Origin of the sequence: Klebsiella sp. V115_8 (genome assembly GCF_029967715.1) — a bacterium.
Classification (GTDB): domain Bacteria; phylum Pseudomonadota; class Gammaproteobacteria; order Enterobacterales; family Enterobacteriaceae; genus Klebsiella; species Klebsiella quasipneumoniae.
The window spans coordinates 367,522-390,858 of the sequence record NZ_JASCAR010000001.1; the positions used below are offsets into that span (position 1 = coordinate 367,522).

General features: G+C 56.2%; 24 protein-coding genes and 3 tRNA genes. 7 read left to right on the forward strand and 20 right to left on the reverse strand.

What is annotated here, in order from left to right; translation table 11 throughout:
* Window positions 1-10 precede the first annotated feature (10 nt).
* The gene (locus tag QLG03_RS01770) at window positions 11-250 is read right to left on the reverse strand and encodes a YecH family metal-binding protein (RefSeq protein ID WP_023290274.1); all 240 of its coding nucleotides are present in this window, start codon (window positions 248-250) and stop codon (window positions 11-13) included.
* A 192-nt stretch (window positions 251-442) separates the two neighbouring features.
* Between QLG03_RS01770 and tyrP the strand changes: the two genes are divergently transcribed.
* Window positions 443-1,654 carry a tyrosine transporter TyrP gene (gene tyrP, locus QLG03_RS01775; protein WP_101867068.1) on the forward strand — a complete coding sequence of 404 codons (1,212 nt, stop codon included), beginning with the start codon at window positions 443-445 and terminating at the stop codon, window positions 1,652-1,654.
* 24 nt (window positions 1,655-1,678) lie between these two features.
* Here tyrP and QLG03_RS01780 read toward each other — a convergent pair whose 3' ends face one another.
* Entirely contained in the window at window positions 1,679-2,347 is a 669-nt protein-coding gene (locus tag QLG03_RS01780; RefSeq protein WP_004203454.1) for a YecA family protein, read from the reverse strand.
* A gap of 98 nt (window positions 2,348-2,445) precedes the next feature.
* Complete coding sequence (locus QLG03_RS01785) at window positions 2,446-3,327, reverse strand: dihydrodipicolinate synthase family protein (protein WP_110243250.1); 882 nt, start codon at window positions 3,325-3,327, stop codon at window positions 2,446-2,448.
* A gap of 326 nt (window positions 3,328-3,653) precedes the next feature.
* Here QLG03_RS01785 and QLG03_RS01790 point away from each other — a divergent pair, with 326 nt between their 5' ends.
* On the forward strand, window positions 3,654-4,544 hold the full coding sequence (locus QLG03_RS01790; protein ID WP_135718852.1) for a DUF1796 family putative cysteine peptidase: 891 nt from the start codon (window positions 3,654-3,656) through the stop codon (window positions 4,542-4,544).
* A gap of 388 nt (window positions 4,545-4,932) precedes the next feature.
* Here the strand turns inward: QLG03_RS01790 and QLG03_RS01795 are convergent.
* The 6 genes from QLG03_RS01795 to uvrY all read right to left on the reverse strand — a co-directional run bounded on the left by QLG03_RS01795 (window position 4,933) and on the right by uvrY (window position 8,464).
* Window positions 4,933-5,019, reverse strand: a tRNA-Leu gene (locus QLG03_RS01795).
* Window positions 5,020-5,032: 13 nt separating this feature from the next.
* Window positions 5,033-5,106, reverse strand: a tRNA-Cys gene (locus tag QLG03_RS01800).
* A 40-nt stretch (window positions 5,107-5,146) separates the two neighbouring features.
* A tRNA-Gly gene (locus tag QLG03_RS01805) sits at window positions 5,147-5,222 on the reverse strand.
* A 150-nt stretch (window positions 5,223-5,372) separates the two neighbouring features.
* The gene (gene pgsA, locus QLG03_RS01810; RefSeq protein ID WP_255987948.1) at window positions 5,373-5,921 is read right to left on the reverse strand and encodes a CDP-diacylglycerol--glycerol-3-phosphate 3-phosphatidyltransferase; all 549 of its coding nucleotides are present in this window, start codon (window positions 5,919-5,921) and stop codon (window positions 5,373-5,375) included.
* A 57-nt stretch (window positions 5,922-5,978) separates the two neighbouring features.
* Window positions 5,979-7,811, reverse strand: a complete 1,833-nt coding sequence (gene uvrC, locus QLG03_RS01815; protein WP_023290278.1) for an excinuclease ABC subunit UvrC — start codon at window positions 7,809-7,811, stop codon at window positions 5,979-5,981.
* Window positions 7,808-8,464 (reverse strand): UvrY/SirA/GacA family response regulator transcription factor, encoded by a 657-nt coding sequence (gene uvrY / locus QLG03_RS01820; protein ID WP_002911539.1) that lies wholly within the window; start codon window positions 8,462-8,464, stop codon window positions 7,808-7,810. The genes uvrC and uvrY overlap by 4 nt, the downstream gene beginning before the upstream one ends.
* 461 nt (window positions 8,465-8,925) lie before the next feature.
* Here uvrY and QLG03_RS01825 point away from each other — a divergent pair, with 461 nt between their 5' ends.
* Window positions 8,926-9,150, forward strand: a complete 225-nt coding sequence (locus QLG03_RS01825) for a DUF2594 family protein (protein WP_032453405.1) — start codon at window positions 8,926-8,928, stop codon at window positions 9,148-9,150.
* A gap of 67 nt (window positions 9,151-9,217) precedes the next feature.
* Here the strand turns inward: QLG03_RS01825 and sdiA are convergent, their stop codons facing one another.
* The 5 genes from sdiA to tcyJ all read right to left on the reverse strand — a co-directional run bounded on the left by sdiA (window position 9,218) and on the right by tcyJ (window position 13,569).
* Window positions 9,218-9,940: a transcriptional regulator SdiA gene (gene sdiA, locus QLG03_RS01830; RefSeq protein WP_044524003.1), complete on the reverse strand. Its 723-nt coding sequence runs from the start codon at window positions 9,938-9,940 to the stop codon at window positions 9,218-9,220.
* A gap of 313 nt (window positions 9,941-10,253) precedes the next feature.
* Window positions 10,254-11,006 (reverse strand): L-cystine ABC transporter ATP-binding protein TcyN, encoded by a 753-nt coding sequence (gene tcyN, locus QLG03_RS01835; RefSeq protein ID WP_004203465.1) that lies wholly within the window; start codon window positions 11,004-11,006, stop codon window positions 10,254-10,256.
* Window positions 11,003-11,671, reverse strand: coding sequence for a cystine ABC transporter permease (gene tcyL / locus QLG03_RS01840; RefSeq protein ID WP_008804215.1), 669 nt, complete (start codon window positions 11,669-11,671; stop codon window positions 11,003-11,005). Before tcyL ends, tcyN begins: the two co-directional genes overlap by 4 nt.
* A 15-nt stretch (window positions 11,672-11,686) precedes the next feature.
* Entirely contained in the window at window positions 11,687-12,673 is a 987-nt protein-coding gene (gene dcyD / locus QLG03_RS01845; RefSeq protein ID WP_044524005.1) for a D-cysteine desulfhydrase, read from the reverse strand.
* A gap of 95 nt (window positions 12,674-12,768) precedes the next feature.
* Window positions 12,769-13,569, reverse strand: coding sequence for a cystine ABC transporter substrate-binding protein (tcyJ, locus tag QLG03_RS01850; RefSeq protein WP_004203468.1), 801 nt, complete (start codon window positions 13,567-13,569; stop codon window positions 12,769-12,771).
* A 200-nt stretch (window positions 13,570-13,769) separates the two neighbouring features.
* Here tcyJ and amyA point away from each other — a divergent pair, with 200 nt between their 5' ends.
* A complete protein-coding gene (gene amyA / locus QLG03_RS01855; protein WP_044524008.1) occupies window positions 13,770-15,257 on the forward strand; it encodes an alpha-amylase in 1,488 nt (495 codons plus the stop codon).
* 41 nt (window positions 15,258-15,298) lie between these two features.
* Here the strand turns inward: amyA and yedD are convergent, their stop codons facing one another.
* On the reverse strand, window positions 15,299-15,733 hold the full coding sequence (yedD, locus tag QLG03_RS01860) for a lipoprotein YedD (RefSeq protein ID WP_072096626.1): 435 nt from the start codon (window positions 15,731-15,733) through the stop codon (window positions 15,299-15,301).
* 374 nt (window positions 15,734-16,107) lie between these two features.
* Here yedD and rcsA point away from each other — a divergent pair, with 374 nt between their 5' ends.
* Complete coding sequence (rcsA, locus tag QLG03_RS01865; protein WP_023290286.1) at window positions 16,108-16,731, forward strand: transcriptional regulator RcsA; 624 nt, start codon at window positions 16,108-16,110, stop codon at window positions 16,729-16,731.
* 32 nt (window positions 16,732-16,763) lie between these two features.
* On the opposite strand, the gene dsrB is transcribed toward rcsA, so the two are convergent.
* On the reverse strand, window positions 16,764-16,955 hold the full coding sequence (dsrB, locus tag QLG03_RS01870) for a protein DsrB (RefSeq protein WP_004203477.1): 192 nt from the start codon (window positions 16,953-16,955) through the stop codon (window positions 16,764-16,766).
* A 135-nt stretch (window positions 16,956-17,090) separates the two neighbouring features.
* Between dsrB and yodD the strand changes: the two genes are divergently transcribed.
* Complete coding sequence (gene yodD, locus QLG03_RS01875) at window positions 17,091-17,312, forward strand: YodD family peroxide/acid resistance protein (protein WP_004203478.1); 222 nt, start codon at window positions 17,091-17,093, stop codon at window positions 17,310-17,312.
* Window positions 17,313-17,611: 299 nt separating this feature from the next.
* On the opposite strand, the gene dgcQ is transcribed toward yodD, so the two are convergent.
* Window positions 17,612-19,291, reverse strand: coding sequence for a cellulose biosynthesis regulator diguanylate cyclase DgcQ (gene dgcQ, locus QLG03_RS01880; protein ID WP_023290287.1), 1,680 nt, complete (start codon window positions 19,289-19,291; stop codon window positions 17,612-17,614).
* A 116-nt stretch (window positions 19,292-19,407) separates the two neighbouring features.
* The gene (locus QLG03_RS01885) at window positions 19,408-20,319 is read right to left on the reverse strand and encodes a DUF808 domain-containing protein (RefSeq protein WP_044524012.1); all 912 of its coding nucleotides are present in this window, start codon (window positions 20,317-20,319) and stop codon (window positions 19,408-19,410) included.
* Between the two features lie 183 nt (window positions 20,320-20,502).
* Between QLG03_RS01885 and yedA the strand changes: the two genes are divergently transcribed.
* Window positions 20,503-21,414 carry a drug/metabolite exporter YedA gene (yedA, locus tag QLG03_RS01890; RefSeq protein ID WP_023290289.1) on the forward strand — a complete coding sequence of 304 codons (912 nt, stop codon included), beginning with the start codon at window positions 20,503-20,505 and terminating at the stop codon, window positions 21,412-21,414.
* Here the strand turns inward: yedA and QLG03_RS01895 are convergent.
* Window positions 21,389-21,883, reverse strand: coding sequence for a very short patch repair endonuclease (locus QLG03_RS01895; protein ID WP_032453413.1), 495 nt, complete (start codon window positions 21,881-21,883; stop codon window positions 21,389-21,391). The two genes, yedA and QLG03_RS01895, sit on opposite strands and share 26 nt — an antisense overlap.
* The gene (locus QLG03_RS01900; protein WP_023290291.1) at window positions 21,864-23,264 is read right to left on the reverse strand and encodes a DNA cytosine methyltransferase; all 1,401 of its coding nucleotides are present in this window, start codon (window positions 23,262-23,264) and stop codon (window positions 21,864-21,866) included. Before QLG03_RS01900 ends, QLG03_RS01895 begins: the two co-directional genes overlap by 20 nt.
* Between the last annotated feature and the right edge of the window lie 73 nt (window positions 23,265-23,337).

Below are 23,337 nucleotides of genomic sequence, written 5' to 3' on the forward strand. Positions count from 1 at the left end.
CGCGGCATTTTCAATGCTGACAAATCTTGTTTTCTGCGGTGGTAAATCCTGCCTCTCTGGCAATAAATTTGCCTTTCTGCTCTAAAAACGCCACCAGCTCCGCAGCGCTCAGATTTTCCGCCGAACAGGTGTGAAAGCGCGCCTCTGCGCCAAAGCGACGGTGAATGGCCGCCTCCAGCGAAGCCACCGTCCAGCACTCCTTCGACGCCAGCATCATCTGCAGCACTTCATGACCATGAATAGAAGACATAACCCCTCCGGAAAAAAACGCCAGCTTAGGCCAGACCGACGGCCCGCGCCTTGCGCCAGCGCAGGCTTTCATCCTTTCTACCTTGTAAAGTTTTAATTACAGAGCTTGTAACCCTGATTTGACGAAAGACGCAATATCCCCTACTCTGCGCGGCATAAATTATTGTGATTTGCTGTAGGGATAGCGAAAAGCGTGAAGAACCGCACTCTGGGCAGTATTTTAATCGTAGCCGGCACCACAATCGGTGCAGGTATGTTGGCGATGCCATTGGCCGCCGCAGGCGTCGGCTTTACCGTCACGCTGGGTTTACTTTTCACCCTGTGGGCATTGATGTGCTATACCGCCCTTTTGCTGCTGGAAGTCTACCAGCATGTCCCTGCCGATATGGGGCTCGGTTCCCTGGCGGCGCGCTATCTGGGCCGTTATGGACAATGGATCACCGGGTTCTGCATGCTGTTTCTGCTGTATGCCCTCACGGCGGCCTACATCAGTGGCGCCGGCGAATTACTCGCTTCCAGCCTCAACCAGTGGCTGGACTGGCAGCTGCCGCCGGCTGCCGGCGTACTGATCTTCACCCTGTTCGGCGGGGCGGTGGTGTGCATTGGCACCGCGCTGGTCGACCTGTTTAATCGCTTCCTGTTTAGCGCCAAAATCGTCTTCCTGGTGATTATGCTGGCTCTGCTGATGCCGCACATTCATCAGGTGAACCTGCTCACGCTGCCGGTTGAGCAAGGCCTGGCGCTGTCGGCCATTCCGGTGATCTTTACCTCTTTTGGCTTTCACGGCAGCGTGCCGAGCGTCGTCAGCTATCTGGGGGGCGATATCCGTAAGCTGCGCCGGGTGTTTATTATCGGCAGTTTTATTCCGCTGGTGGCCTATATTTTCTGGCAGCTGGCGACGCTGGGCAGTATCGACGCTCCGGCCTTTACCGCCCTGCTGGCGCAACATGCCGGTCTGAACGGTCTGCTGGAGGCGATCCGCGAAGTGGTAGCGTCACCGCACGTGGAGCTGGCCGTACACCTGTTTGCCGACCTTGCGCTGGCGACCTCCTTCCTCGGCGTCTCGCTCGGGCTGTTTGATTATCTGGCCGATATGTTTCAGCGCAAAAACAGCGTCAGCGGGCGTCTGCAGAGCGGGATGATCACCTTTCTGCCGCCGCTGGCGTTCGCCCTGTTTTATCCCCGCGGCTTCGTCATGGCCCTGGGCTACGCCGGGGTGGCGTTGGCCGTGCTGGCCCTGATGTTACCGGCCATGCTGGTCATGAAGAGCCGCCGACTGCATCCGCAGGCGGCCTGGCGGGTGGCCGGCGGCGCCCCGGCGCTGTGGCTGGTCCTGCTGTGCGGGATCGGCATCGTAGCGATCCAGTTCTGCATCGTCGCCGGGCTGTTACCGGCGGTGGGATAAAAAAGGGGCCAGCTGGCCCCTTTTTCATTTCGCTAAGCAACACTGCTTATACTTTTTACCGCTGCCGCACGGACAGGGATCGTTACGTCCGACTTTCGTCTCATTTCTTACCGGCTGCGGGACCACCTCCGGCTGTGGATTCGCCATCCAGTACTGGTAAAGCGCCAGCGCCGCCGGGGTGATGCGCTCGATGCTGGCGATAAATTCATCCGCCGTCAGATTATCCAGCGCGGAAAACTGTTCTTCGCTACCGTGGAGCGCAATCGCCTCCAGCTCAGGCTGAAGTTCAGCAGGCAGCGTCGACCAGTCGCTCAGCGCCACGCCGCGCAGATAGCCAAAACACCACTCTTCAACGATGGTCAGCTCCTGACCTTCCGCTTCACGGGTGCCGAACAGCGGTTCGAACTGATCGGGATAAGACTCCAGCCGTTCGGCGATATCGCTCATATGCTGCAGCGTCAGATTGACAAAGCGATCGCGCTCGCGGTCGTTGGCCCAGCGTGGCACATTATCGGCACCACCCCAGATAGCCAGCAGCCACTGGGCGGGTTCGATAGCGGTGGGCGCCGAGAGGATCGCCGTCAGCAGGCCATCCAGTTCAGAGACATCCAGAATAGCGCCTTCGGTGGCGTATTTCGCCAGCGTCTCGTCCAGCCATTCCAGTTCATTTTCGTTTAAAGGTCCGGTATTCATTCACAGGCTCGCATGGTAAAAATCGGGCCTACAGTAGCCGAAATGCCGGCAGAAAGCCACCCGGCAGCGCCCATTGCGCCTGCGTCGACCCGACACAATCAGGCCAGCCCGTGCAGCGCCGCCGCCACGTCGCGACAGGCATCCTCCCCTAACGGCAGCAAGGGGCGGGGAAGCGAGTCAGGATCACACAATCCCAGAATGGCCGCAGCGGCGGCGACCACCCGCAGGCTGCCGCCGTAGCGGTCAAAGCACCGCCAGAGGGGCGCAAGTTGCTTATTCAGCGCCGCCACCTGTGCCGCATCGCCGTGACGGATGGCTTTCACCAGCGCCAGAGAGATACGTGGAAAGAGGCCGCCGCAGACCGAGTACCAGACCTCGCAGCCGGCCTGCAAGCCCGCTGTCGCGCGAACGTCACCGCTAACGCCAAGCGTCACGCCGCCAGGCAGATGACGACGCAGAGCCGCCACCCGTTCGCTCGCCTGCGGCGCGGGCAGACCGGGAATTTTTATCGAGGCGATGGCCGGTAAGGCAGCAATCTGCCCCTGCAGCTCATCCGATAACGTCACGTGGGTGGTACGGGGGTTGTCATACAGGCAAACCGGCACCGAGGCATGCCGACAGACCTCCTCGTAAAAAGCGTAGATCTCCTCCGCAAAGAGCGGCTGATAGGACATCATCGGCAGGAGCAATGCATCCGCCCCGGCCTGCTGGGCATCCTCCACCAGCCGGAGCACCTCGCTGGTGGCGATGGCGCCGACGCCGATCATTATCGGGGTCGACCCGGCATGCGCCTTCGCCACCTGCACCACCCGCTTGCGCTGTTCACGACTGAGATAGGCGTAGCTGCCGGTTGAGCCTAAGATGCCCAGGGAGTCGACTCCGGCATCGGTAAGACGAGCAAGAAGACGAATAAACGCTTTTTCATCGATAGTTTGCTGATGCAGCGGCGTCAGCGGAAATGCGCAAAGCCCTGTGAACATGATGCCTCCGGCAGGCTGGATGAAGTGTCCGGACGATAGTAGCAGGGAGAGTTCGTTTTGTCCTGGGACAAATGAGCGATTGCCGGTGACAATGGATTGTTTCCCACTACGTGGTGATCCCGTTCGCGAGATTGCCGCCGTCAGCCCAGGCATCGATAGCCACCAGATCCTGCCGAGGATATTCAACGACGCCGTGCCCTGCAGTCGCTATTTTTTGCTGGATTGCCAATCTTAAATCAACTTGTCATAATCCCGCGCAATTTATATGGCTATATATTTAAGCAGCAATTAAATAAAGCAACACTATGGCTTCAAGCGGATAAAAAATGGCAGATGACATCCAGAAAAAATATCTCAAAATATTGTTAATAAAGTCTATGTATAAAACATTACTGGGTCGCCCCGCAGATCCTGACGGTCTTAAAAATTATTACCATGCAATTTCTGACAAGTCGCTTGCAGAATCAGCACAACTTCTTAACGCATCGCTGATGAACAGTGACGAGTTCAAGCGATTAACACCATCCAGAATGGCATTCGAGAATGTATGTATCCCGCCACATCCTGTATCAGGGATTGAAACTCAAGGACAATGGGCTGTGAAGCACATTGTGTCATTAGGAAGCCATTGTTTAACGTCGTGGACACTGAAAAAATTTAATCTGAAAAAAATCTCTCTGCCTTTTGACTGGATTTTTTCCTGCCCGGCGATGGTCATCGATTGCCTGAGGGACGATTTTCAGACTTTTTTAGACAAAAACGAATATAGCTCATTAAATCGCCAGTCCAAAGAACCCGGCGCCCACCACAATAAATATAAAGAAAAATATAACCTGAATGATATCTTCACCCATCGCGATCCCACCACCTCAGCCGATTATGCGTATTACCTCCGCGCAGTAAAGAGATTCAGGAACATATTAAAAAGCGCGGATGGCAAGCTTTTTGTCATTTGCTGCAGAGAAGAGATCGACCTTGCCAAGGCGCTCCCGGCATTAGTCGCTGAACTTGCTCAGCACACGACGAACTTTTATCTGTTAGCTTTTTCACTGCGGAAACCCTCTCACCTTCAGCTGGAGCGCATCGCGTCCGGGGAGAATTATTCGCTATATCGTTTTACCCCTGAGTCTGAAGAAAGATTTACCGGCAAATTCCCCTCGCTTACGGATGAGATGGTATTTATATCGAAAGTACTTTCTTTCAACCTCGAACTGTAGAGACGGTTTCAACGCCGGTTCGCTGTGTACCCGCTTGCCTCCCCCTGCTGGCCTGGGGGAGCGAGATCGTTCCGATCATATAATCCCCCACCCGTTAAGCCTATTATCCGCCGCGACCCGGACCGGCTTCACTACGGTAAGCCTCTACGCCAGAGCTCTGTGCCGATCACAGACCATGACTTCAGGCCTCTCCTTGCCCGGAGTCAGAACGGCATCCCGTATCATCAGGCGCAGGCTTAGCCAGTAACAATGTTTCGGGTGCAGGACAAGATGGAGAAGAAAAACAGGATGACATGTCGTGATAAAGCGGGGTTTAAAAACAAAAAAACCACCCGTAGGTGGTTTCACGACACTGCTTATTGCTTTGATTATTCTGCTTTTATCCCAATGGTACCCGGAGTGGGACTTGAACCCACACAGCGCGAACGCCGAGGGATTTTAAATCCCTTGTGTCTACCGATTCCACCATCCGGGCTCGGGATATAAAGTGGAGGCGCGTTCCGGAGTCGAACCGGACTAGACGGATTTGCAATCCGCTACATAACCGCTTTGCTAACGCGCCTTTAATTCTGAAGCACCCGCTACTGCCGATGCTGTTAATCTGGAGCGGGAAACGAGACTCGAACTCGCGACCCCGACCTTGGCAAGGTCGTGCTCTACCAACTGAGCTATTCCCGCATCATCAAGTTATTTGCTAATCACTTGATTTTGTTATCGTCTGGAAGACTGTGCCGCCGTTCGATGCGTTGCATTCTACTTATCTCTCGCGGTGAGTCAACGGTATTTTTCGCAACTTTGCATCGTTTGCTGAAAATAACGGCGAAACGATCACTGATCAAGCAAATCGCCGCGCGCCGCGTTCAAATATTGCAGCATCGACCACAGCGTCAGCACCGCCGCCACGAGGAAAAGCGCGATCCCGGCCCATTCCACCCACGGATAAGGACGCCACAGCATCCACACCAGGGCAGTCATCTGTGCGGTGGTTTTCACTTTGCCAACCCACGAGACCGCCACGCTGCTGCGTTTTCCCAGCTCCGCCATCCACTCGCGCAGCGCGGAGATAATAATTTCACGGGCAATCATCGTCGCCGCCGGCAGCGTGACCCACCAGGTGTGATAGTGCTCAGCGACCAGCACCATGGCGATAGCCACCATGACTTTATCGGCCACCGGATCGAGGAAGGCGCCGAACCGGGTACTCTGGTTCCAGCGACGGGCGAGGAAACCATCAAACCAGTCAGTCACGGCGGCAACAAAGAAAATCAGCGCGCAGGCAAACGGCGCCCAGCTAAAGGGCAGATAAAACGCCAGCACAAAGAACGGGATCAGGATGACGCGGAACAGAGTAAGCAACGTAGGGATATTAAATTGCATAGTGACGGGTAACTATCTGTTGTAAGTAAAAATTAGCCCTATGTTGCTACAGAGCCCCTAATGTTTCAACGAGTAGAAGATCTTTTCTGCCAGAGCGTGAGAGATGCCCGGTACTTTGGCAATTTCTTCGACGCTGGCCTGCTGCAGCCCCTGCAGCCCCCCCATGTACTTCAGCAGCATCTGGCGACGCTTCGGCCCCACCCCCTCGATAGTCTCAAGCGAGCTGGTGCTCTTCACTTTCGCCCGTTTTTTGCGATGTCCGGAGATTGCATGATCGTGCGATTCATCGCGGATATGCTGGATCACGTGCAGGGCCGGCGAATCCGGCGGCAGGCTAAATCCCTCGCCTTCCGGTTCAAAGAATAACGTTTCCAGGCCGGCTTTACGATCGCTACCTTTCGCCACGCCCAGCAGCAGCGGATGATGTTTATCCCAGGGGACGTCCAGCTCGGCAAACACCGCTTTCGCCTGCGCCAGCTGCCCCTTGCCGCCGTCTATCAGGATCACATCCGGAATCTTGTTGTCATCAATCGCTTTACCATAGCGACGGCGCAGGACCTGATTCATCGCCGCATAGTCATCGCCCGGGGTGATGCCGGCGATATTGTAGCGCCGGTACTCCGCGCGCAGGGGGCCATTACTGTCAAATACCACGCAGGAGGCGACGGTCTGTTCGCCCATGGTGTGGCTGATATCAAAGCACTCCATCCGCTTCACGGCCGGCAGCTCCAGCACGGTGGCCAGCGCCTGCAGACGCTGATGAATGGTCGATTGCTGAGACAATTTCGTGGTTAACGCCGTGGCGGCATTGGTGCGCGCCAGCTTAAGGTAACGCGCCCGGTCGCCGCGCGGTTTAGTCTGCACATGAATTCGGCGCCCCGCCAGCTCCGACAACGACTCGGCCAGCAGCGTCTTATCCCCGAGGTTGAAGTCGAGCAAAATCTCTCCCGGCAGCGTGCGCATCTGGCTGCCCTGCAGGTAGAACTGGCCGACAAAGGTCTCCACGACCTCGCCCAGCTCGGTGCCGCCCGGCACTTTCGGGAAGTAGCTGCGGCTGCCCAGCACTTTCCCCTGGCGGATAAACAGCACATGGACGCAGGCCATTCCGGCATCGAAGGCAACCCCGATCACGTCAAGATCGTCGCCGGTGTTAGAGACAAACTGTTTCTCCGTCACGCGGCGGACGGCCTGAATCTGGTCGCGAATGCGCGCCGCCTCTTCGAACTCGAGGTTCTGACTCGCCTTCTCCATCCTCGCGATGAGCTGAGTCAGCACCTGATCATCTTTGCCGGCGAGAAACAGCCGCACATACTCCACCTGCTGAGCATACTCGTCTTCACTGACCAGCCCCGCCACGCACGGCCCCAGGCAGCGGCCAATCTGATACTGTAGACAGGGACGGGAGCGATTGCGGTAGACGCTGTTTTCACACTGACGGATGGGAAAGATTTTCTGCAGCAGCGCCAGGGTCTCGCGCACGGCATAGCCGTTGGGAAAAGGACCAAAATACTCGCCCTTCGCATGTTTGGCGCCACGATGCATCGCCAGACGCGGATGGGTATCGCCGCTGAGGAAGATAAAAGGATACGACTTATCGTCGCGCAACAGCACGTTGTACCGCGGCTGGTACAGCTTGATATAGTTGTGTTCAAGCAGCAGCGCTTCCGTCTCGGTATGGGTGACGGTCACGTCGATTTGCGCGATCAGCGCCACCAGCGCTTCCGTTTTACGCGACGCGAGGTTGCTGCGGAAGTAGCTGCTGAGCCGCTTTTTCAAATCTTTGGCTTTGCCAACATAGATGACGGTTCCGCCAGCATCATACATCCGATACACACCGGGCTGGCTGGTTACCGTTTTCAGGAAAGCTTTTGCGTCAAAAACATCACTCACTGGCTTGCTAACGACTCCGCATTACACAGGCCATGGCGAATTGCCAGGTGGGTCAGCTCGACATCGCCATGAATGTTCAATTTGCTGAACATCCGATAGCGATAGCTGTTAACCGTTTTAGGACTCAGATTCAGCTGCTCTGAGATCTCATTCACCTTCTGACCTTTGGTGATCATCAGCATAATCTGCAATTCGCGTTCAGACAAACTGGCAAACGGCGATTCTGTTTTTTCCGGTTCAATCTGACTTAACGCCATTTGCTGCGCAATATCGGAGGCAATGTAACGTTGCCCGGACGCGACGCAGCGAATCGCATTCACCACTTCCTGTGGCGCAGCGCCCTTACTGAGATACCCTGCCGCCCCTGCCTGCATGACCTTGGCAGGTAAAGGATTCTCGGTATGCACGGTCAACATGATCACTTTCGTGCCCGCTACCGAGCGCGCGATTTTGCGCGTCGCTTCCAGACCACCGATCCCGGGCATGTTCATGTCCATCAGGACGACATCAGCGGAATTAGCCCGGCACCACTTGACGGCGTCTTCGCCGCAGCAGGCTTCGCCAGCGACTTTAATCCCTTTTATATCTTCCAGAATGCGTCGTATCCCTGCGCGCACCAGTTCGTGGTCATCAACAAGAAGAACGTTGATCAAAGGAATAATCTCCAGAATGAGGGATAACGCTACTGATACTTTATCTCCCACATATTACCGGGTTTTATTGCTAATTTAAAAGGCAAAAAAATGCCGTCCCCTCGATTTGGCTCTCATTTATGGCAATGTCTGTGCACACTGAGTGGAAAGTCATTGCGAACAATCAGTTGCCCGAGGCTTATTTTTTAACAATCCTCATACAGAAGGCACAAAAAACACAACAGATTACGTAGCGCATAAATACGAGGCAAAATATGTAACAATTATTAACGTGCTAAATAATTGGGGGAAATTATTGCGCTGCTGACAGCTATTACGTCTTATCTGATGCATAAAATCATTCACAACTCAGATGAGAGAACAGAAATTAAGCACTCCTTTTTTTTCTGTCGCTTGTGGTATACTGCGCGGCCTTCACATTCAGACAGGCGCAATAGCGCAGCGAGCAAACGAGGATATCGATGAGCACACCAGATTTTTCCACTGCAGAAAATAATCAAGAACTAGCGCAGGAAGTCACCTGCCTGAAAGCGCTGATGACGCTAATGCTGCAGGCGATGGGTCAGGCAGACGCGGGTCGCGTGATTATTAAAATGGAAAAGCAGATCGCGCAGATGGAAGATGAGGCTCAGGCCGCCGTATTCTCCAGCACCGTTAAGCAAATTAAACAAGCATACCGGCAGTAATCTTGTACCGGCTGAAAGTATGACTGACAGCCGGTATCACGTCTGGCACGCAGAACGGCAGGCGCATTCAGATTAGCCCTGTCGCCACGGCGTAACAGGCAATTTGCGTTTTATTCGGCGCGTTAAATTTCCGTTGCATATTCTTCTGATGGAAATTAACCGTATTTTCCGAAATCGAGAGAATCATCGCCACCTCCGCCGAGGTCTTTCCTTCCGCGGTCCATTTGAGGATCTCCAGTTCGCGCCGGCTGAACTTCATCTCCGGCGGCATCACCATCTCATCTTCCAGACGCAAGAGCGTCAACAGGCTCAACTCCGTCAGCGTTCGCAGGCGCAGCTCCAGTTCATCATCAGGATAAGCGTTCGGCAAACGGTTGTTCGCGGAGACGGAGAGAAAACCCTGAGCATGATTCGGCAACGTCAGACACTGTGTCACCCCTTTTTGCAAACCATGGTCGCGCGCCCCGTCCCATAATGCCTGCGCATCGCGAAACAGCCCATCTTCCCATGGCAGATGGCCACGCATAAAATTCTCCGGGCGTAACACGGGATCTATCGTGAAATAATTCTCTGCCTGGTAATGAGACATCCATGCGCGGGGATAGGTCGACTGAAACGTGACGCGGGGGCGAGTGAAAGGCACCGGGTGACGCACACAAAGCGTGTAGTAATCATATTCCAGCGTTTCTGTTTCTCGTTGCAGGAGATTATAAACCTCCTCACCGGCGGCCATGGACTGAAATTGATGCAGCATATCCCGCCGCCAGCTGAAAAAATCATTGTCCCTCATAGCTGTGCAAATAACTCCTGATTGATAATCATTATTATAAATACAGAAAACTAACACATAAATCTTATTTATATGTATAAAATATCGTAGCTGTCGCATTTATTAGCCTGAAGGCTTGCCTTTTTTCCGCTCGCTGCGCTGAAACTAAGGCCCTCCCTTCATTTTCTACACCCTACACGGGGGGATGGGAAGCGGTGTATACGGCCAGGGGAGTCAATAGCACGAAAATGTGATGATGGGGCGTTCCCCCGGCGTGGAAGCGGGCTGAACGCGGCGGCCCTCGCGATGGAGCGCCGCCGCGCCAGCGCCTGCTCTACTGCATCAGGAATTTTTCGAGGAACTGGCGGGTACGCGGTTGCTGAGGCGAGGCGAACAGCGCTTTGGCCTCGCCTTGTTCAACGATGCGTCCCTGATCCATAAAAATCGCCCGATCGGCAACGTCGCGAGCGAAGCTCATTTCATGGGTCACGATAACCATGGTGCGTTTCTCCTGCGCCAGCTGGCGGATGGTATTGAGCACCTCCCCTACCAGCTCAGGATCAAGGGCCGAGGTCGGTTCATCAAACAGGATCACGTCCGGACGCATGGCCAGCGCGCGAGCAATGGCGACCCGCTGCTGCTGACCGCCGGAGAGGCGGCGCGGATAGCTGTTCTCTTTGCCGCTGAGGCCTACCTTCGCCAGCAGATCGCGCGCCCGCGCCATCGACTCCTGCTTGTCTTCGCCTTTTACGATGACCGGCCCTTCAATAATGTTCTCCAGCACCGTCCGGTGGGGAAACAGGTTAAAGTTCTGGAAGACAAAACCCACGTGCTGGCGCAGCCGCCGAATAAGCCCTTTTTGCGGCCCGAGGCTGCGACCGGCGTCGATCGTCACATCGCCGACGCGGATAGTGCCACTCTCCGGTTGCTCCAGCAGATTAATGCTGCGCAGCAGGGTAGTCTTCCCCGAGCCGCTGGGACCGATGATCGCCACCACTTCGCCTTCCTGCACCTCCAGGTCGATACCGTGGAGAACCGTCTGGCCATGGAATTTTTTCACCAGGCTTTTTACTTCAATCGCACTCATTTCGGATCACGCTCCTGGCGGTTCAGCTGGTTTTCAAAATAGTTCTGCAGCGAGGAGAGTACCGTCGCCATCACCCAGTAGATCAGAGAGGCTGCCAGATACATGGTGAAGACCTCCAGCGTACGCGAGGTGATAAGCTGCGCCTGACGGAACAGCTCCGGCACCTGGATCGTCGCCGCCAGCGAGGTATCTTTTACCAGGCTGATAAAACTGTTAGAGAGCGGCGGCAAAGCGACCCGCGCCGCCTGGGGTAAAATAGCCCGACGCATTGTCTGCCACGGGGTCATACCGATACTGGCCGCCGCTTCCCATTGCCCTTTGTCAATCGAGGCGATGGCCGCGCGCAGGGTTTCCGCCGCGTAGGCCGCCGTGTTCAGCGACAGGCCGATCATCGCCGCCGGGATCGGGTCAAGTTCAATGCCAAACTGCGGCAAACCGTAGTAGATCATGAACAGCTGGGCGATAAGCGGTGTCCCGCGAAAAATGGAGATATACATGCGCGCCAGCCATTTTACCGGCCAGAGGGGCGACATGCGCATCAGCGCCAGGATAAAGCCCAGCACCAGGCCGAAAAACATCCCGCCAATGCTCAGCTGCAGCGTAAAGACGGCGCCTTTCAGCAGAAAAGGCGCGGAATCGATGACCAGTTGGATACTTTCTTGCATGCTGTGGTTTCTATATTAGACGTGAGGATGATAGGCAAACAGCGCTGGCGCTCCGCCAGTATGGACGAACAAAATCGGCCCTTCATCCTTAAAGCGCTTCTGCGTAATGCCATCGATAAGTCCGGCCATCGCTTTGCCGGTATAGACCGGGTCAAGCAAAATACCTTCCAGTTGCGCCAGCAGCTTCACGGCGGCCATCCCTTCCTCGTTTGGCGTCCCGTAGCCCGGTGCAAAGTAATCATCCCACAGGATGATGTCGGCTTTCGCCTGCAGCTCAAGGCTGTTGGCCACGGCCTGCTGCAGCGCCACCACTTTCGGCAGCTGGTCGGCAACAGCGCGCGACACCGTCACCCCGATCAGTTCCGCCTGCGGCATCAGCTGTTCAAGGCCGACTGCCAGTCCGGCATGGGTGCCGGCGCTCCCTGAGGCGACCACCACCGACGAAATCTCCACTGCGTCTTCGCACTGCTGGGCGATTTCCAGCGCGCTTTCCACATAGCCTAGCGCCCCAAGGGCGTTAGAGCCGCCGACCGGAATGACATACGGGCGGTACCCCTGCGCTTCGATACGGGTCGCCAGCTCGTCGAGCTGGGCCGCGGGATCGGTCAGGGCATCGCACATCTCAATCTGGGTATTAAACAGATCCAGCAGCAGGCGGTTGCCATTGCTCAGATAGTTCTCCGCCCGGGTGCCGATGGGATTTTCCAGCAGCGCTACGCAGTGCAGGCCCAGTTTGGCGGCGACCGCCGCCGTCTGGCGCACATGGTTAGACTGGATCGCGCCGGCGGTGATTAAGGTATCCGCCCCTTCGCGCAGCGCATCGGCGGCGAGAAACTCCAGCTTACGCAGTTTGTTGCCCCCCATCGCCAGCGGCGTCGTATCATCACGTTTGATAAAAATTTCGCGCCCGAGGTGATCGGACAGACGCGGAAGATACTCCAGCGGCGTCGGCGCGCCGATCAGTTCCAGACGCGGAAAGCGGGTTAAATTTTGCAGTGACATGGCCCCTCCTGACTCAGTTATGCTTCATTATGCACACAGTTACGCGCTAAATAAAAAAAGGCGCTTCCAGGAGCGCCTTTTTTCACCGCTGGCCGTTATTTTGTCACGTCAGCGCCAAACCATTTCTCGGACAGCGCCTTCAGGCTGCCATCTTTTTGCATATCCGCAATCGCGCCATCTACCGCTTTCAGCAGGTCATCGTTGCCTTTACGCAGCGCAACGCCAGCTTCCTGACGGGAGAACGCTTCGCCGGTGACCGCCAGCGTATTGTTGGTTTTCTTCACCAGATCCAGCGCCGCCAGACGGTCAACCAGAATGGCGTCAATACGGCCTACGCGCAGATCCTGGTATTTGGTCGGGTCGTCGTCATAGGTGCGGACATCCACGCCCTGGACGTTCTGACGCAGCCACTCTTCATAGTTAGTGCCCAGCCCGACGCCCACTTTCTTGCCTTTCAGATCCGCCGCGGTTTTAATCGCGCCTTCGTTGCCTTTCTTCACCAGCGCCTGCACACCGGAGATCGTGTACGGGGTAGAGAAATCGTATTTCTTCTTACGCTCATCGGAGATCGTGACCTGGTTAATCACCACGTCAATGCGTTTGGAGTCCAGCGAGGCCAGCATACCGTCCCATTTGGTCGGTTTGAGGTCGGCCTTCACGCCCAGATGTTTCGCCAGCTCGTTGGCGAACTCCACTTCAAAGCCGGTCAGCTTGCCGTCATCGCCCTGGAAGCTAAAGGGAGGATAGGTGCCTTCGAGGCCCACGCGCAGCGTGCCGCGCTCTTTAATCTGATTGAGCAGGTTTTCCGCCGCAAAAGTTTTCACGCTAACGCCAGCCATCAAAACAACGGCCATTGCGCCCATCAGCGCCTGACGACCCAGAAGTGCTAATTTCATAGATACCCCGAAGATTAGGATTTTCCTGTAGTGTAAGGCGCTTAACAGCCCGACACCAACATCGTTACGCTACATCTTATGCAAATTTATTATATATGATCCGCTTTAGGGTATAGCGAAATTCAGGGCTTTCCTCACCCGTTTTGCGGGATATCTCCCATACTGCAAAGGTCAGCCTGTTGACGTCTGGAGCATGGAAGATGAAAAACCCCACCTTGTTGCAATGTTTTCACTGGTACTACCCCGCCGGCGGCGAACTGTGGCGTGAAGTCGAAGCGCTGGCCCCCAGTCTTAACGAAATCGGCATCAATATGGTCTGGTTGCCACCCGCCTACAAAGGCGCCTCGGGCGGTTATTCCGTCGGCTATGACACCTACGATCTCTTCGACCTCGGCGAGTTCGATCAAAAGGGCTCTGTCGCCACCAAATATGGCGATAAAACCCAACTGCTGGCGGCGGTCAACGCCCTGAAGGAGCACGACATCGCCGTGCTGCTGGACGTGGTGGTGAACCATAAAATGGGCGCCGATGAAAAAGAGGCCTTGCGCGTGCAGCGCGTCGATGAGCAGGATCGCACGCAAATTGACGAGACGATCATAGAGTGCGAGGCATGGACTCGCTATACCTTCCCGGTGCGCGCCGGGCAGTATTCGCAGTTTGTCTGGGACTACAAGTGTTTTAGCGGCATTGACCACATCGAGAATCCGACGGAAGACGGTGTATTTAAAATCGTCAACGACTACACCGGCGAAGGCTGGAATGAGCAGGTCGATGATGAGCTTGGCAACTTCGACTACCTGATGGGCGCCAATATCGATTTTCGTAATCACGCCGTCACCGAAGAGATCAAATACTGGGCGCGCTGGGTGATGGAGCAGACCGGCTGCGACGGTTTTCGCCTTGACGCCGTGAAGCATATCCCCGCCTGGTTTTACAAAGCATGGATCGAACATGTTCAGGAGGTGGCCCCGCAGCCGCTGTTTATTGTCGCGGAATACTGGTCCCATGAAGTGGAAAAGCTCCAGCAGTATATCGACCTCGTCGAGGGCAAGACGATGCTGTTCGATGCCCCGCTGCAGATGAAATTTCATGAAGCGTCCCGCCAGGGGCGCGATTACGACATGAGCCAGATTTTCAGCGGGACGCTAGTGGAAGCCGACCCCTTCCATGCCGTCACCCTGGTCACCAACCATGATACCCAGCCGCTGCAGGCGCTCGAGGCGCCGGTTGAGCCATGGTTTAAACCGCTGGCCTATGCGCTGATCCTGTTGCGTGAAAATGGCGTACCCTCGGTCTTCTATGCCGATCTCTTCGGCGCTTCCTATGAAGATACCGGCGGCGACGGACAAACCTACGCCATAGAAATGCCCGTCATCGAGCAGCTACACGAACTGATCGACGCCCGTCAGCGCTTTGCCCACGGCGTGCAGACTCTCTGGTTCGATCACCCCAACTGCATTGCCTTCAGCCGCAGCGGCACCGACGAGGATCCCGGCTGCGTGGTGGTGATGTCCAATGGTGATGAGGGAGAAAAGACCCTGACGCTGGGCGAGAACTATGGCAACAAACGCTGGCGGGATTTCCTGGGCAACCGGGAAGAGATTGTCGAAACCGACGACGAAGGCTGCGCAACCTTTACCTGTAACGGGGGAAGCGTCAGCGTGTGGGTGCTGGAGGCGGTGCTGTAGTCATCTGACGCCGGACGGGCCAGCAGTGGCCCGCCGGAACCTTAGCGCGCGGTGGTCGGCGCGCTGACCGGAGCGGCGGCACGCGCTTTAGCCCACGCCTTCTCGCACTCCGGGGTGAGACGTTCAACGCGGGTCAACGTCATACGATCGTAGGAAAGGGTGTTGCCCTCGCGCTCGATCGGGTAGATATCCAGGGAAGCGGTCACGTTGTAGATATCGCTATCGCGGTTCATCAGTTTCCCCGGCTGGGCGATCACACGCTGCCACTGGCGGCAGTCGAAGGTGTCCCCTTCTTTGGTGACGATCAGGCTGGCGATGGCATCCGGACTCATCATCTCACTCTGCGGCCCTTTCGTCTGCCAGTAGCCTTCCAGGCCTGCCGGCGCTGGCGCTTTAACAACGTCTTCGTAACGATCAACCTGCACGCATCCGGCCAGCGCCAGCACCATGCCAGCAAAAACTAACTGTTTCATCATTCATCCCACAAGCTGATAAAAAAGTATTGTGGCATTAAAGCGTTAACCCTTCCACCCCCGCCGCAGGCGGAGAAGTCGGGCAAAACACGGCCAAGCATCGCAGCCTTCATTTGAAATAAGGAAATTCTGAAAGTAAAAGAATCTTTGGGGCCTAACCATAGCATCCGCGGGCACTTTTTGTTTTTAATTCGCTCACACTACCGGTTCTTGACTTTACTTTAAGAGTTTTCCTGGCAAATTATATACAGAGATGCGGAATAGTTTAATGGAACTAATGGGTTCTTTCTTAAACCTACTATTATCACCGCCTGCAAGGACTGCTTCGCACAGCCAGTGTGAAGTGTATATCGTTACGTGTTGATTGAGGATGGGTCATGTCAACGATGATTATGGATTTGTGCAGTTATACCCGGTTGGGACTAACGGGATATCTGACCAGTCGGGGAATTAAAAAACAGGAAATCGTTGAGGTCAACTGCGCTGAGGATCTGCACAGGCATTGTGCGTCATGTTGCCCGGCGGTGGTGTTTCTGAATGAAGATTGCTTTGTGCATGATGATGAAAGTAATGGCATTATTCGCCAGATCATCACGCAAAACCCGGCGACGTTGTTTGTGATTTTTATGTCGCTGGCGAACATCCATTTTGACCGCTATCTACGGGTGCGTAAGAACCTGCTAATCAGCTCAAAATCGATCACTCCAAAAGACCTTGATGTCATTCTGGTTAATTATCTTAAATACAAGAACACGAGTCTGGGGCAGTTAAATTTACCGACGTTGTCGCTGAGCAAAACAGAATCAAATATGCTGCAAATGTGGATGGCCGGGCATGGTACTTCGCAAATTTCAACGCAAATGAACATCAAAGCGAAAACGGTATCATCGCATAAAGGCAATATTAAAAAGAAAATACAGACGCATAATAAGCAGGTGATTTACCACATCGTTCGGCTGACCGAAAACATTACCAGCGGTATTCAGGTGAATCTACGCTGAAACAAACTGGCGGTGGTCCCGCCAGTTCGGTTTTACGAGATTTCTTTTTCCACGAAGATCCCATCCGGGTGCCCTATTTCATTGAAAAACCAGATCCCCAGGGGATAGTCTTCCAGCGAAACCAGATACATCGTCCCTTCACTAAACGACTCAATTGCCAGCACTACGCCCGATCGACGTGGGCCACCGTCGGTCTTCACCGTGACACGATCGTTCACCTGCATAATCCATCTCCTCTCTATTTCCAGCCAGTGTAGAACAAAACCACGCCGCTCGCAGCGTCGCGGGCAGTGACTGGCGTTTTTTTAGACCGACTATACTTAAAGAGGCTTGAGCGACGCTCAGCGAGGGGGGTAATGATGAAGAACCGATTGACAGACCAGACCGGGAACGACGTTGATGTCAACGTTGATGCTCTGCTGGCGGCGATTAATGAGATCAGCGAAAGCGAAGTCCATCGCATCCTCGATGACCCACAGCGCGCCAGTATCGATGGCCGCGGGGCGCATACCTGGCGTGAACTGGCGGAGGCATTTGAACTCGATATTCATGATTTCAGCGCCAGTGAAGCCAACCGCTAGCGATGGGCGAAAAAAATCCCGACTCGCAGGAGTCGGGATCAAACTTGCTAATGCAAGAAGCACTTGAAAATTCGTTACACCGGGAAATCCGATGCGTTGAAACATTATCCTCAATTATTTTGCATGACAAGCGATATTCATGGCGCAAAATATTGAGAAAGTTGGCGCTTCGCAGCAGAAAGGGCTGCAGGGCTGATGCGATAAGGCTTAGCCGCAAACCGGTTTCATTCGATAGCGCGATCCCCGTCGAACACTTTAAGAAAAATCTCATTTTGCCTGATTCGGGCGAAACGTTTTGCTCACGCTTCGCTGCGATACCAGACCTGGTTGCGGCCATTTTGCTTGGCCAGATACAGTCGACCATCGGCGACCGACTGCAGGGCTTCAAAGTGATACTCCCCCCGCTCTTCGCTGCCGCTCACCCCTAACGACGCGCTGACCCGCAGCGTCACGTTGTTATGCAAAAAGACCTCCCGGCCATGAATACGCAGGCGTAGCCGCTCCGCTACCGCCGCCGCTTCCTGCAGCGTGGTATTCGGCAGCACGACACAAAACTCCTCTCCGCCCACGCGGCCCAGCAAATCACCGTCCCGGACGGTGCCGGCAAGCGTACTGGCCACCATCGACAGCACTCTGTCACCCGCCTGATGGCCATAGCGATCGTTAATGCCCTTAAAGTGATCCAAATCGAGCTGGATGACCGCCAGCGGTCGTCCGCTGCGCTGGCAGTCGCTGGCTACCGCCATCGCCTTCTCAAACAGCGCCCCGCGATTGAGCAGGCGGGTTAAGGCATCGTGCCAGGCCTGCCACTCCAGGGAGGTCTGGAGAACGCTCATGTTGCGGACCATACGGCGGATCACCAGCCAGGAGAGCAGCAGCATTAAGGTGAAGAGGATCCACATCAGGGTCAGGGCGATGGTGATGGTGCCAAAGTTGCCGCGTACGCCTTCCCGCAGAGTATGGATCCGCAGCAGCACGCCATCAAAATTGCGCAGTTTGGCCCAGCTGATATAGCGCGTCAGCAGACGCAGACCGCCCTGATTATCATGGGCAAACGCGCGGCTGAGCAGTTCCTGTTCGCGCGGCGACAGCAGCGTCAGGACATTCCCCGGCGCAGAAGAGGCCAGCAGGCTAAGATGGCTGTCGTAAAGCTGGTATTCCCCCTCCTGCCCGCCCTGCATCGCGCTGATTAAAAATGCTTTTATTTCGCTGACTGAGAAATCCATCGCCAGCACGCCGCGCCAGTAACCGGCAAAATCCAGCGGTATCGAGGCGGTGACCACCTGCTCTTCCAGCTGCGGGTCATCGTCAGGAAAGGTTTGCCAGATAACGCCGCGGTGCGGATTGTTCCGCTGGGTCTGCCGCGTAAACCAGAGGGCGCTGATGGCGCGCGAATAGTAGGTCTTCACCTGCGATTCATCGCGCAGCGGCAGGGTCGAGGTGAAAAAACCGCTGCGGGAGATATATTGCATCCGCTCGGCAAAATCGCGGTCATGCTGCGTCAGGTTTAACAGATAACCCAGCTCCAGCGTCGCCATCAGTTCATTGACCACCAGCGGATCGTCCGGCAAGAGCAGCGGGTGATCCCTGACGACACCCTCCGAGACGCCAAACACCGGCAGCGTCCGGCGGTTGGGGAGCGCCACCCGCCAGGTCTCCTGGTGGCGTTGGCTCAGATAGCGCTGGCTGGCTTCGTGCAACACATCGACGTCGAGCGGGCGTTCAAGCGCGGACTGCATACCGTGGCGAAAAAACATCATCCTGTCGATGTTGAACTGCAGCAGGCCATCCATTTCATGCGCGACGTTAGCCAGATTATTGCGCTGGTTCGCCACGTAGGCCTCTTCCAGGACATTGATTTCGCGCCAGATCAGCAGCGTGGAGAAAAACAGCACCACGATAAAACAAATGTTAACCACATGCGCCGGGCGAGTCAGGTGGTAGAGTTTTTTCAACTTCAACCGTAGTGGCTTTTCCATCTTTCTCTCGCAGTACGTTGCGCAAATCTGACGTCGTCAGCACGCCCGGTCTCTGTCGATACCGGAGGCGCTTTTAGCGTAGACCACGCGGCGCCGTCATGCGGCGCCGCACCTGACTACTTCACCGCGCCACGCAGGCGACTGACCGCCTTGACGCCCGCCAGCACCACCGCGCCGATGATAAAACCCAGCACCAGATTAGCCACCATCGGCAGCAAGGCGGCCAACATGCCGCCCAGCCCCGCGCTCCAGTGCTCAATGGCATGGTGCAGCGGCGCAATACCGTGAACCACAATCCCGCCGCCCACGAGGAACATGGCCAGCGTTCCGACGATAGAGAGCACTTTCATCAGCCAGGGCGCCACGGTCAATAACCCTTTGCCCAGCCACTGCGCCAGGGTACTGCGTTTCTCCGCCAGCCAGTAGCCCATGTCATCCAGTTTGACGATCACCCCCACCAGGCCATAGACCCCGACGGTGACCAAAATCGCGATCCCCGACAGAATGAGGATCTGATTCAGCAGCGGCGCTTCCGCGACAATGCCGAGGGTGATGGCGACAATTTCCGCGGACAAAATAAAGTCGGTGCGGATCGCCCCTTTGACTTTGTCACGCTCAAAGGCCAGCGGATCACGATCCGCCAGCGCCTGAAGACGCTGCTGCCGTTGCGCTGGGTCCTCTTTGTGCTTACGCGCTTCCAGACTGTGGAGCACCTTTTCCACCCCTTCAAAACAGAGAAACGCGCCGCCCAACATCAGCAGCGGCGTAATCGCCCAGGGAATGAAGGCGCTGATTAGCAGGGCCAGCGGCACGAGGATGATTTTATTGACGAACGACCCTTTCGCCACGCCCCAGACCACAGGCAGCTCACGATTTGCCCGCACGCCGGTCACCTGTTGGGCGTTGAGGGAGAGATCGTCGCCCAGCACCCCCGCCGTTTTTTTCGCCGCCAGCTTGCCCATCATGGAAATATCGTCCAGCAGCGTGGCGATATCATCGAGTAATGTTAAAAGACTACTTCCTGCCAAAATGATTTTCCTTCTCTTTTCATCAATGTCTCCCTCGAGTATGCGTTAAAAAACGGCCGCTGCCCAAGGTACAATTAGTCAATATAAATTTAACAACCTGACGCAAATTAAGCGCTCGCCAGCAGGATAGTTTTCACGTTTACTATATGTCCCCTTTCTATCTCTGCACCGTCGTGAGGAAGTATGTCTACCCGTCAGCTGTTACCGCTTATCGGGGCGCTGTTTGCGCTGTATATCATTTGGGGCTCTACCTATTTCGCCATCGCCGTCGGCGTCGCCAGCTGGCCGCCGCTGATGATGGCCGGAATTCGCTTTCTCTCTGCCGGCGTGCTGCTACTGGGATGGCTGTTGGCCACCGGCCATAAACTGCCGGCCCGCGGACCGTTGCTTAACGCCGCGCTGATCGGGGTTTTGCTGCTGGCCGTCGGCAACGGCTTTGTCACCCTGGCCGAACATCAGCACGTTCCCTCCGGGATCGCCGCGGTCATGGTCGCCACCGTTCCGCTGTTCACCCTGTGCTTCAGCCGCTTTTTCGGCATCGCCACTCGTAAACTGGAATGGCTGGGGATTGCCATTGGACTCGCGGGTATTGTGATGCTTAACAGCGGAGGCAACCTGAACGGCAACCCCTGGGGCGCGCTGCTGATCCTGATTGGCTCCCTGAGCTGGGCCTTCGGCTCGGTTTACGGCTCGCGGATCGAGCTGCCGACCGGCATGATGGCGGGGGCAATCGAGATGCTCGCCGCCGGGATCGTCCTGCTGGCCGCGTCATGGCTAAGCGGCGAAACCTTAACCCGTGTACCGTCGTGGTCCGGGATCGCCGCTGTGGCCTACCTGGCTATTTTTGGCTCGCTGATTGCCATCAACGCCTATATGTTTTTGATCCGCAATGTCACCCCGGCGGTGGCCACCAGCTACGCCTATGTCAACCCGGTGGTGGCGGTTCTGCTTGGTACCGGATTCGGTGGCGAAAGCCTGTCCCTGATCGAGTGGCTGGCGCTGGCGGTGATTATTTTCGCCGTCGTGCTGGTGACGCTGGGGAAATATCTCTTCCCGGTTCGCAGCGAAGCTACCCCTTGTAAGGCGTCGAAATAAGCGCCAGTTCGCGGATACCCTGGGTGTCGATCTGCGCGTCGTGTCCGGCGCTGCAGATCCACTCTTCCAGACGCTCGGTGAGCGCCTCGTCATTCAGCTTCAGCCGACCGCGCAGGGCGCATTCCCAGACGATAAGCACCCGCCAGCCCTGCTCGGCCAGCTTTTGCCGGTCACGGGCATCGCGCGCCACGTTGCCGGCGATCTTGTCCAGCCAGAACGCCGTCCGGGTGGCCGGCACCTTAAACAGGTAACAGTCATGGTGATGCCAGAAACAGCCGTGGGTAAAGATGACGCAACGGTAATCGGGTAAAGCGAAATCAGGGCGTCCCGGCAGCTCGCGATCCTGGGCAACAAAGGTGAATCCCGCCTGAGTCAACAGCGCCGCTATCCGCTTCTCGATCGCCGTATCGCGCGTGGCGATAGCCCGCATATTTTTACTGCGCGTGGCTTTATCGTGAACATCCGCCATCGTTATCACCCGCTTCGCGACGCGCCACCGCCTGAGCGATGCGCGGGGCCAGGAGCTTCGCCACCGCGGCGAAGACCGGAACCACCACCGAGTTGCCGAACTGACGATAGGCCTGGGTATCCGACACCGGGATGCGGAAACGCGCCCCCTGAGGCGATTCGAAACCCATCAACCGGGCGCACTCCCGCGGCGTCAACCGACGAGGACGCCGCTGTTGATTCTGCGGATCGTCAAAATGCGTCTCGCCCAGCGGCCGGTCCCAGCCGCGATCGACGAGAATTTCGGCGCCATCTTTATAGTAGCGGGCGGAGAGCGTCCGGGCCACGCTGTGGGGATTGGCGGGGTCCACCAGGCCATAACCAAAGCCATTGCCCCGCGCCTGATGTTTGCGGGCATATCGATAAAGATATTTCCACAGTACCGGCGTGAGGATAAATTTGGCATCCACCGTCGGCTCCAGCAGCTCGCCAAATGTTGGCCGAACCGCCGGATACAGCGCCGCGATATCGCGCAGCGTAAACCCCTCGTGCAGCTGCAGATCGCGGCGGAAGCCCACCAGCACGATGCGCTCCCGGTGCTGCGGTAAGAAATGGCGCCCGTCGATCACCTTCGGATCGTCCGGCCCGCTATGCCCGGCGTCAGCGACCTCATACCCCAGCTCATCCAGCGTCTGCATGATGATGCGGAAGGTCCGCCCCTGATCGTGGCTTTTGAGATTTTTAACATTCTCCAGCACAAAGATCGCCGGCTGACGGGCGGCGATAATTCTCACTACATCAAAAAACAGCGTCCCCTGGGTTTCGCAGGCAAAGCCGTGGGCGCGGCCCATGGCATTTTTTTTCGACACGCCGGCAAGTGAGAAAGGCTGGCAGGGAAAGCCGGCCAGCAGCACATCATGCTGCGGGATAGTCTCGCGGATATGCTGCGCCGCCTCGTCATCGCTAACGTCGGGGCGATGGCTGAGGGTGATATCGCGAATATCTTCATTGAAACGGTGTTGCTGCGGATCACAATACCAGTTGGCCTTATAGGTGCGCACCGCATGCTTGTTCCACTCGCTGGTAAAGACGCACTGCCCGCCGATAGCTTCAAAACCGCTGCGGATCCCGCCGATACCGGCAAACAGATCGACAAAGCGGAATCCATAGTGCGGATGATGGGCCGGCGGCGACGGCAGCAGCGTCGCCAGATGAGCGACCTCCTGCGGACGCAAACGCGCTGCCGCGCGGCTGAGGGCCGCCACGCGCTTGAGGATCGCCGCGCTCCAGTGCTGCTCCCCGACGCTCACCAGTTCGGCGACCAGCGTTTTCACATCGTAGATCGTCATCAGCTGGCGCAGCAGCGCCTGAGCCTCTTCACCGGCCTGTTCCGTCAATGACAACGACCTGTTTTCCTTGCTTAACTTTTGTGGCATATCCTCAACCAGCGCGGACGATTTTTGCAGAGAGTACCAT

Coding starts and splice junctions, on each gene's coding strand:
- QLG03_RS01770 (WP_023290274.1), bottom strand. CDS start 250: ATGTCTTCTATTCATGGTCATGAAGTGCTGCAGATGATGCTGGCGTCG.
- QLG03_RS01780 (WP_004203454.1), bottom strand. CDS start 2,347: ATGAATACCGGACCTTTAAACGAAAATGAACTGGAATGGCTGGACGAG.
- QLG03_RS01785 (WP_110243250.1), bottom strand. CDS start 3,327: ATGTTCACAGGGCTTTGCGCATTTCCGCTGACGCCGCTGCATCAGCAA.
- QLG03_RS01790 (WP_135718852.1), top strand. CDS start 3,654: ATGGCAGATGACATCCAGAAAAAATATCTCAAAATATTGTTAATAAAG.
- pgsA (WP_255987948.1), bottom strand. CDS start 5,921: ATGCAATTTAATATCCCTACGTTGCTTACTCTGTTCCGCGTCATCCTG.
- QLG03_RS01825 (WP_032453405.1), top strand. CDS start 8,926: ATGAGCACACCAGATTTTTCCACTGCAGAAAATAATCAAGAACTAGCG.
- sdiA (WP_044524003.1), bottom strand. CDS start 9,940: ATGAGGGACAATGATTTTTTCAGCTGGCGGCGGGATATGCTGCATCAA.
- tcyN (WP_004203465.1), bottom strand. CDS start 11,006: ATGAGTGCGATTGAAGTAAAAAGCCTGGTGAAAAAATTCCATGGCCAG.
- tcyL (WP_008804215.1), bottom strand. CDS start 11,671: ATGCAAGAAAGTATCCAACTGGTCATCGATTCCGCGCCTTTTCTGCTG.
- dcyD (WP_044524005.1), bottom strand. CDS start 12,673: ATGTCACTGCAAAATTTAACCCGCTTTCCGCGTCTGGAACTGATCGGC.
- tcyJ (WP_004203468.1), bottom strand. CDS start 13,569: ATGAAATTAGCACTTCTGGGTCGTCAGGCGCTGATGGGCGCAATGGCC.
- amyA (WP_044524008.1), top strand. CDS start 13,770: ATGAAAAACCCCACCTTGTTGCAATGTTTTCACTGGTACTACCCCGCC.
- yedD (WP_072096626.1), bottom strand. CDS start 15,733: ATGATGAAACAGTTAGTTTTTGCTGGCATGGTGCTGGCGCTGGCCGGA.
- rcsA (WP_023290286.1), top strand. CDS start 16,108: ATGTCAACGATGATTATGGATTTGTGCAGTTATACCCGGTTGGGACTA.
- dsrB (WP_004203477.1), bottom strand. CDS start 16,955: ATGCAGGTGAACGATCGTGTCACGGTGAAGACCGACGGTGGCCCACGT.
- yodD (WP_004203478.1), top strand. CDS start 17,091: ATGAAGAACCGATTGACAGACCAGACCGGGAACGACGTTGATGTCAAC.
- dgcQ (WP_023290287.1), bottom strand. CDS start 19,291: ATGGAAAAGCCACTACGGTTGAAGTTGAAAAAACTCTACCACCTGACT.
- yedA (WP_023290289.1), top strand. CDS start 20,503: ATGTCTACCCGTCAGCTGTTACCGCTTATCGGGGCGCTGTTTGCGCTG.
- QLG03_RS01895 (WP_032453413.1), bottom strand. CDS start 21,883: ATGGCGGATGTTCACGATAAAGCCACGCGCAGTAAAAATATGCGGGCT.